A 6790-nucleotide genomic window follows, 5' to 3' on the forward strand; every position below is an offset into this window, starting at 1 on the left:
TTGCGTCGCATGTGTGGCATCGTCGGTATCGTCGGTAAGTCGAACGTGAATCAGGCGCTGTATGACGCGCTAACCGTCCTCCAGCACCGCGGCCAGGATGCTGCCGGTATTGTGACCAGCCACGACGGCCGGTTATTCCTGCGCAAGGACAATGGTCTGGTGCGTGACGTGTTCCATCAGCGCCACATGCAGCGCCTGGTCGGGCACATGGGCATTGGCCACGTGCGCTACCCGACAGCGGGCAGCTCGACCTCGGCCGAAGCCCAGCCGTTCTACGTCAACTCGCCCTATGGCATCACCCTGGCGCACAACGGCAACCTGACCAACGTTGAACAACTGGCCAAGGAGATTTACGAATCTGACCTGCGCCACGTCAACACCAACTCGGACTCCGAAGTACTGCTGAACGTGTTCGCCCACGAGCTGGCCCAGCGCGGCAAGCTGCAGCCGACCGAAGAAGACGTGTTCGCTGCCGTGACTGACGTGCACAACCGTTGCGTCGGTGGCTATGCGGTAGTGGCGATGGTGACCGGCTACGGTATCGTCGGTTTCCGCGACCCCCACGGCATCCGCCCGATCGTGTTCGGCCAGCGTCATACCGACGAAGGCGTCGAGTACATGATCGCTTCCGAAAGCGTGTCCCTGGACGTGCTGGGCTTTACCCTGATTCGCGACCTGGCGCCGGGCGAAGCGGTCTACATCACTGAAGACGGCAAGCTGCACACCCGTCAGTGCGCACTGAACCCGAAACTCACCCCGTGCATCTTCGAACACGTCTACCTGGCGCGTCCGGATTCGATCATCGACGGTGTTTCGGTGTACAAGGCGCGCCTGCGCATGGGCGAGAAGCTGGCGGACAAGATCCTGCGCGAGCGTCCGGATCACGACATCGACGTGGTGATCCCGATCCCGGACACCAGCCGCACCGCTGCGCTGGAGTTGGCGAACCACCTGGGCGTGAAATTCCGCGAAGGCTTCGTCAAGAACCGTTACATCGGCCGTACCTTCATCATGCCTGGCCAGGCTGCGCGCAAGAAGTCGGTGCGCCAGAAGCTCAACGCGATCGAGCTGGAGTTCCGCGGCAAGAACGTGATGCTGGTGGATGACTCCATCGTACGCGGCACCACCTGCAAGCAGATCATCCAGATGGCCCGCGAAGCCGGTGCGAAGAACGTTTACTTCTGTTCCGCCGCGCCTGCCGTGCGTTACCCGAACGTGTACGGCATCGACATGCCGAGCGCCCACGAACTGATCGCCCACAACCGTTCGACCCAGGACGTTGCGGACCTGATCGGCGCCGACTGGCTGATCTACCAGGACCTGCCGGATCTGATCGAAGCCGTCGGTGGTGGCAAGATCAAGATCGAGGAGTTCGATTGCGCGGTGTTCGACGGCAAGTACGTCACCGGCGATGTCGACGAGGCCTACCTGAACAAGATCGAGCAGGCCCGTAACGATTCCTCGAAGATCAAGACCCAGGCGGTCAGCGCGATCATCGACCTGTACAACAACTGAGTAGACACCGGCCCTGAGGGGCCGGTTTTGTATCTTTGATAAAGCATTCGAGTTGAGGAGTAGAGCATGAGTCAGGAATGGGATGCCGGTCGCTTGGACAGCGACCTCGATGGCGTAGCTTTCGATACCCTGGCTGTGCGCGCCGGCCAGCACCGCACCCCGGAAGGTGAGCACGGTGACCCGATGTTCTTTACCTCCAGCTATGTGTTCCGCACTGCGGCCGACGCCGCTGCGCGTTTTGCCGGTGAAGTGCCGGGCAACGTTTATTCGCGTTACACCAACCCGACCGTGCGCGCGTTCGAAGAGCGTATCGCCGCGCTGGAAGGCGCCGAGCAGGCTGTCGCCACTGCCACGGGCATGGCCGCGATTCTCGCGGTAGTCATGAGCCTGTGCAGTGCCGGCGACCACGTCCTGGTATCGCGCAGCGTGTTTGGTTCGACCATCAGCCTGTTCGAAAAGTACTTCAAGCGTTTTGGTATTGAAGTCGACTACGTGCCGCTGGCGGACCTGTCCGGCTGGGACGCGGCCATCAAGGCCAACACCAAATTGCTGTTCGTCGAGTCGCCGTCCAATCCGTTGGCCGAGCTGGTGGACATTGCCGCATTGTCCGAAGTGGCCCACGCCAAGGGCGCGATGCTGATCGTCGACAACTGCTTCTGCACCCCTGCATTGCAGCAGCCGCTGAAGCTGGGCGCAGACATCGTTGTGCACTCGGCCACCAAGTTCATCGACGGCCAGGGCCGTTGCATGGGTGGCGTGGTTGCCGGCCGCAGCGAGCAGATGAAGGAAGTGGTGGGCTTCTTGCGCACCGCCGGCCCGACCCTGAGCCCGTTCAACGCCTGGATCTTCCTTAAAGGCCTGGAGACCTTGAGCCTGCGGATGAAGGCCCATTGTGCCAACGCCCAGGCCCTGGCCGAGTGGCTGGAGCAGCAGGACGGCATCGAGAAAGTCCACTACGCCGGCCTCAAGAGCCACCCGCAACACGAGTTGGCCCAGCGCCAGCAGCGTGGTTTCGGCGCCGTGGTGAGTTTCGAGGTCAAGGGCGGCAAAGAGGGCGCCTGGCGCTTTATCGATGCGACTCGCCTGATCTCCATCACCGCCAACCTGGGTGACAGCAAGACCACTATCACTCACCCGAGCACCACCTCCCACGGCCGCCTGGCGCCGCAGGAGCGTGAAGCTGCCGGGATTCGTGACAGCCTGATCCGCATTGCCGTGGGCCTGGAAGACGTCGCTGACCTGCAGGCCGACCTGGCCCGTGGGTTGGCTGCCCTGTGATCGAGTGGTCCATGGAGGCGGCGAGCGCCAGTAACGGGCGGGTCGCGCTGGTGACCGGCGCGGCGCGGGGCATCGGCCTGGGGATTGCCGCCTGGTTGATCAGCGAAGGCTGGCAGGTGGTATTGACGGACCTGGACCGTGAGCGCGGTTCCAAGGTGTCCAAGGTGCTCGGCGACAACGCCTGGTTTATTACCATGGACGTGGCCGATGAGCGGCAGGTTGCCCAGGGGGTGGCCGAGGTACTTGGCCAGTTCGGGCGCCTGGATGCGCTGGTGTGCAATGCCGCCGTGGCCGACCCGCGCAACATCACCCTGGAAAGTCTCGACCTGGCTTACTGGAATCGTGTATTGGCGGTGAACCTCAGTGGTCCCATGTTGCTGGCCAAGCACTGTGCGCCCTACCTGCGGGCCCACGGCGGCGCCATCGTCAACCTGGCGTCGACCCGGGCACGCCAGTCGGAACCGGACACCGAAGCCTATGCGGCGAGCAAGGGCGGTTTGCTGGCCCTGACCCACGCGTTGGCTATCAGCCTCGGGCCGGAAGTACGGGTCAATGCCGTCAGCCCGGGCTGGATCGATGCCCGTGACCCGGCTGCACGCCGTGCCGAGCCGCTGACGGATGCGGATCACGCCCAGCACCCGGCCGGCAGGGTAGGCACTGTGGAAGACGTAGCGGCGATGGTGGCGTGGTTGCTGTCGCGCAATGCCGGGTTTGTCACCGGGCAAGAGTTCGTCGTCGACGGCGGCATGAGCAAGAAGATGATTTACACCGAGTAGGGCGGGTCGCGGTCCTGAAGCCATTTTGTCTTTTTCAGAAAAACTTCAAGCAGGCTATTGACTTAGGTCCGCTACCTGCGTAAATTTCGCGGCCTCAACGAAGCAAAGGGTGATTAGCTCAGCTGGGAGAGCATCTGCCTTACAAGCAGAGGGTCGGCGGTTCGATCCCGTCATCACCCACCACTTCTTGAGAGTTTTGCCCTAGGGCAAGACGCAACGTTAAAGGTTGCACCGACGCGCAGCGGTAGTTCAGTCGGTTAGAATACCGGCCTGTCACGCCGGGGGTCGCGGGTTCGAGTCCCGTCCGCTGCGCCATATTTTCCAGGTCTGATGTTTCAGATTTGAGATTGAACAGCCAAGGTTGGTCAGTCAGATGTTTGAAGGCGGTTGAAGGTGACACTTCAGCAGTCTGAGCGATACGCAGCGGTAGTTCAGTCGGTTAGAATACCGGCCTGTCACGCCGGGGGTCGCGGGTTCGAGTCCCGTCCGCTGCGCCATATCTGTTCCAGGGCCCACTGAACGCCCTGAGACGCCAAAGCAAGCCGCTGGCTTGGTTGGATCGATAGCAAAGACCCTGGTCGAAAGACCGGGGTTTTTTGTGTCTGCGATTGGGTGCCGGGGCGGCAAGTGCAGGGGCCGGCAAGCCAGCCCCGTGGTCCCGGATCAGAATCCCAGCTTGTCCCGCAACCCGTAATACCAGGCCCCCAGCGCCGCAAACGGCGTGCGCAACAGTTGTCCGCCGGGGAAGGGGTAGTGCGGCAGGCCGGCAAACGCATCAAAACGTTCTGCCTGGCCTCTCAGCGCTTCCGCCAGTACCTTGCCCGCCAAGTGGGTATACGTCACGCCATGGCCGCTACAGCCCTGGGAGTAGTAGACGTTATCCCCCAGGCGACCGACCTGCGGCAGGCGCGACAAGGTCAGCAGGAAATTGCCGGTCCAGGCGTAGTCGATCTTCACGTCCTTGAGCTGCGGGAAGGCCTTGAGCATCTTCGGCCGGATGATCGCCTCGATATTCGCCGGGTCACGCGCGCCGTACACCACGCCACCGCCGAAGATCAGGCGCTTGTCGCTCGTCAGGCGGTAGTAGTCCAGCAGGTAATTGCAGTCCTCGACGCAGTAATCCTGTGGCAGCAGCGTCTTCGCCAGTTCATCGCCCAGTGGTGCGGTGGTAATCACCTGCGTACCACACGGCATCGACTTGGCCGCCAGTTCCGGAACGAGGTTCCCCAGATAGGCGTTGCCTGCAACAATAATGAACTTGGCCCTGACCTTGCCGTGCGCCGTATGCACCACCGGATTGGCGCCGCGCTCGATGCGAGTCGCCGCCGACTGCTCATAAATGGTGCCGCCCAGGGACTCCACGGCTGCCGCTTCGCCCAGCGCCAGGTTCAGCGGGTGAATGTGCCCGCCGCTCATGTCGAGCAGGCCGCCCACATAGTTGTCACAGGCGACCACCTCGCGAATGCGCCGCTCGTCCAGCAACTCCAGCTGAGTGTGGCCGTAGCGCTCCCACAGGCGCTTCTGCGACTCCAGGTGGCCCATGTGCTTGCTGTTCAGTGCCGCAAACACACCGCCGTCCTTCAGGTCGCACTGGATCTGATACTTGGCCACCCGCTCCCGAATGATCCTGCCGCCTTCAAATGCCATGTCGCCGAGTAATTTCGCCTGCTGGGGGCCGACACTGCGCTCGATCACATCGATATCACGGCTGTAGCTGTTGACGATCTGCCCACCATTGCGGCCCGACGCGCCAAAGCCTACCTTGGCAGCTTCCAGCACTGTCACGCGAAAGCCGTTTTCCAGCAGGAACAGCGCACTGGACAGGCCGGTATAACCGGCGCCAATCACGCACACATCGGTTTCAACTTCCCCTTGCAGCTCTGGGCGAGGAGGTACCGCATTCGCAGACGCGGCGTAATACGACTGGGGGTAGGGGGTGTTCGCCATCCTGGAACCTCTGTTTTATATTTTTTACGAGTGCGCCGATCCTACCTGAGTTGAAAATCCGCTGCCAGCCGCCGGAAAATACCGTTGTGCTGGCCACAAATAAAAAATTCGCATATTCATAGGCTTAGCTGCAAAAAAGGTGTTGACACCCCTCGGGAATTCCGTAGAATTCCGCCTCACAGCAGGCACGTAGCTCAGTTGGTTAGAGCACCACCTTGACATGGTGGGGGTCGTTGGTTCGAGTCCAATCGCGCCTACCAAACAAAATCCGCTCTGCTGGGCGGTCTAAAAGGGCTCACCGAAAGGTGGGCCCTTTTTTGTTGCCTGGAATTTGCAAAACTTTTGCAAAACTTTTGCAAAACTCCCACCTCAGAACGCCAATTCGGCGCCCACCTCCAGGTACTCGATCTTCTTTTCGTCATGCAGCGAGTAGGGTGGGTTATTCGGGTTCGATGCCGGTCTTGCGGAACTCTTCAAGCTGTCGTGACTGCTTTTCAGTAACCTCGAAAACAGGTCGCGACATGGTGGTGAAGCGGGCAGATTCTTCGGCGGGCGCTGCTGCCAGGTTGATCAGTAGCGTCGAGACCGTCTCCTGCCACTCTTCAAAATCGTGACGTTCGCCCAGCACTTGAAGCGCATCATCTAGCGCTTTCGAGACAATCAGCGTTCGCTTCTCGGCGCCGATCCGGTCGAGCAGCGCCTTCTCTTTCGCGCGCTTGTCCCGCTGGATCTGCGCGTTGTCCTTGGCCATGGCCTACCTCTTCGATTTCATGTGCCGGCAAATCAAGCCATGCCTGCCGCCGGCGCTGCCGCACCTGGTTGTTGATGCGGTTCACGTGGGCAACAGGTGTGAATTTTTCTATGTGGCTACCTTGTGTCATCGACTTGGATCCGGGCTGACCAATCTGCTATTTGGTCGGCCCGGATCCAGGCTTTTCGGTACTCGGATATGAGGAACGGTTACTACTATGAGCGATTGCAGCCAGTTACCGTATCGACCATATCGAGGTAGTGGCATGGGCCTTCTCAGTGCTTTTGAATATCGGGATGCCACTCCTCAATGGTGTCCGAGTATCAGGCGATGTAGCTTGCATCCGTGATGTTATTCAACGTTTGGGCTGTGGTTGTGGCATCGGGAGCGGCCACTTTAAAACCCACTGTAGAAATGTTGCCTAGCAATGAACACTTTGTTGCGCTGCCGATGGTGACAATTGACCCTCCTGATGCAGGAGGAAGATTAAATGTGTTCATGGCGAAACGTGTTGAGCTTGGAT

General features: G+C 60.5%; 6 protein-coding genes and 4 tRNA genes. 7 read left to right on the forward strand and 3 right to left on the reverse strand.

Going from position 1 to position 6790, the window contains the following annotated elements; all coding sequences use genetic code 11:
* Positions 1–9: 9 nt before the first annotated feature.
* The 6 genes from purF to HX807_RS22570 all read left to right on the forward strand — a co-directional run bounded on the left by purF (position 10) and on the right by HX807_RS22570 (position 4066).
* Positions 10–1515, forward strand: coding sequence for an amidophosphoribosyltransferase (gene purF, locus HX807_RS22545; RefSeq protein ID WP_003212683.1), 1506 nt, complete (start codon positions 10–12; stop codon positions 1513–1515).
* Between the two features lie 66 nt (positions 1516–1581).
* Positions 1582–2793 (forward strand): O-succinylhomoserine sulfhydrylase, encoded by a 1212-nt coding sequence (locus HX807_RS22550; RefSeq protein WP_008438742.1) that lies wholly within the window; start codon positions 1582–1584, stop codon positions 2791–2793.
* Positions 2794–2804: 11 nt separating this feature from the next.
* On the forward strand, positions 2805–3569 hold the full coding sequence (locus HX807_RS22555; protein ID WP_003212687.1) for an SDR family oxidoreductase: 765 nt from the start codon (positions 2805–2807) through the stop codon (positions 3567–3569).
* Between the two features lie 107 nt (positions 3570–3676).
* Positions 3677–3752 (forward strand) — tRNA-Val (locus tag HX807_RS22560).
* A gap of 55 nt (positions 3753–3807) precedes the next feature.
* Positions 3808–3884: transfer RNA gene (locus tag HX807_RS22565), tRNA-Asp, on the forward strand.
* A gap of 105 nt (positions 3885–3989) precedes the next feature.
* A tRNA-Asp gene (locus tag HX807_RS22570) sits at positions 3990–4066 on the forward strand.
* Positions 4067–4232: 166 nt separating this feature from the next.
* On the opposite strand, the gene HX807_RS22575 is transcribed toward HX807_RS22570, so the two are convergent.
* Complete coding sequence (locus HX807_RS22575) at positions 4233–5516, reverse strand: FAD-binding oxidoreductase (RefSeq protein ID WP_177051083.1); 1284 nt, start codon at positions 5514–5516, stop codon at positions 4233–4235.
* A gap of 183 nt (positions 5517–5699) precedes the next feature.
* Between HX807_RS22575 and HX807_RS22580 the strand changes: the two genes are divergently transcribed.
* Positions 5700–5776 (forward strand) — tRNA-Val (locus HX807_RS22580).
* 179 nt (positions 5777–5955) lie between these two features.
* Here the strand turns inward: HX807_RS22580 and HX807_RS22585 are convergent.
* Positions 5956–6267 carry a hypothetical protein gene (locus tag HX807_RS22585; RefSeq protein ID WP_102606034.1) on the reverse strand — a complete coding sequence of 104 codons (312 nt, stop codon included), beginning with the start codon at positions 6265–6267 and terminating at the stop codon, positions 5956–5958.
* 323 nt (positions 6268–6590) lie between these two features.
* Positions 6591–6790: hypothetical protein (locus tag HX807_RS31535; RefSeq protein ID WP_218174049.1), on the reverse strand; the 200-nt coding region annotated here is incomplete at its 5' end.

The organism is Pseudomonas sp. D8002 (assembly GCF_013385695.1).
Taxonomy (GTDB): domain Bacteria; phylum Pseudomonadota; class Gammaproteobacteria; order Pseudomonadales; family Pseudomonadaceae; genus Aquipseudomonas.

Excerpts from the sequence above, each read along its gene's own strand:
- purF (WP_003212683.1), top strand. The coding sequence starts at position 10 with ATGTGTGGCATCGTCGGTATCGTCGGTAAGTCGAACGTGAATCAGGCG.
- HX807_RS22550 (WP_008438742.1), top strand. The coding sequence starts at position 1,582 with ATGAGTCAGGAATGGGATGCCGGTCGCTTGGACAGCGACCTCGATGGC.
- HX807_RS22555 (WP_003212687.1), top strand. The coding sequence starts at position 2,805 with ATGGAGGCGGCGAGCGCCAGTAACGGGCGGGTCGCGCTGGTGACCGGC.
- HX807_RS22575 (WP_177051083.1), bottom strand. The coding sequence starts at position 5,516 with ATGGCGAACACCCCCTACCCCCAGTCGTATTACGCCGCGTCTGCGAAT.
- HX807_RS22585 (WP_102606034.1), bottom strand. The coding sequence starts at position 6,267 with ATGGCCAAGGACAACGCGCAGATCCAGCGGGACAAGCGCGCGAAAGAG.